The organism is Acidovorax sp. SRB_24 (genome assembly GCF_012931925.1).
In genome coordinates this window covers 1-232 of the sequence record NZ_MWOM01000379.1, presented here as the reverse complement: position 1 = coordinate 232, position 232 = coordinate 1, and the positions used below count along the sequence as shown (strand labels likewise).

The window sequence follows — 232 nt, the reverse complement described above, 5'->3', positions numbered from 1 at the left end:
GTTGGCCGCATAGTCGCCGTCCATGAAGCAATAGCTGCCGGCCTGGAGCTCGGTATAGACGCCAGACGCCGCCTCCAACTCAAACGTTCCCGTCCCGGCGCCGGAGACGATCCCGCAGGGAATGCGCGCCCGACTCAGTCCTTCGACCGTTCGTTCGCAAGCGGCAATGGCCTTGCCGATGGCCTCGCGCCGCTCGACTGCACTGCGCAAGTGCTGCGCTGCGCCGTGATAG

General features: G+C 65.9%; 1 pseudogene. It reads right to left on the bottom strand.

Features of this window, described 5'->3' with window-relative positions:
* Nucleotides 1-232, bottom strand: a pseudogene (locus B2J89_RS23430) (DSD1 family PLP-dependent enzyme); the annotation flags it as partial.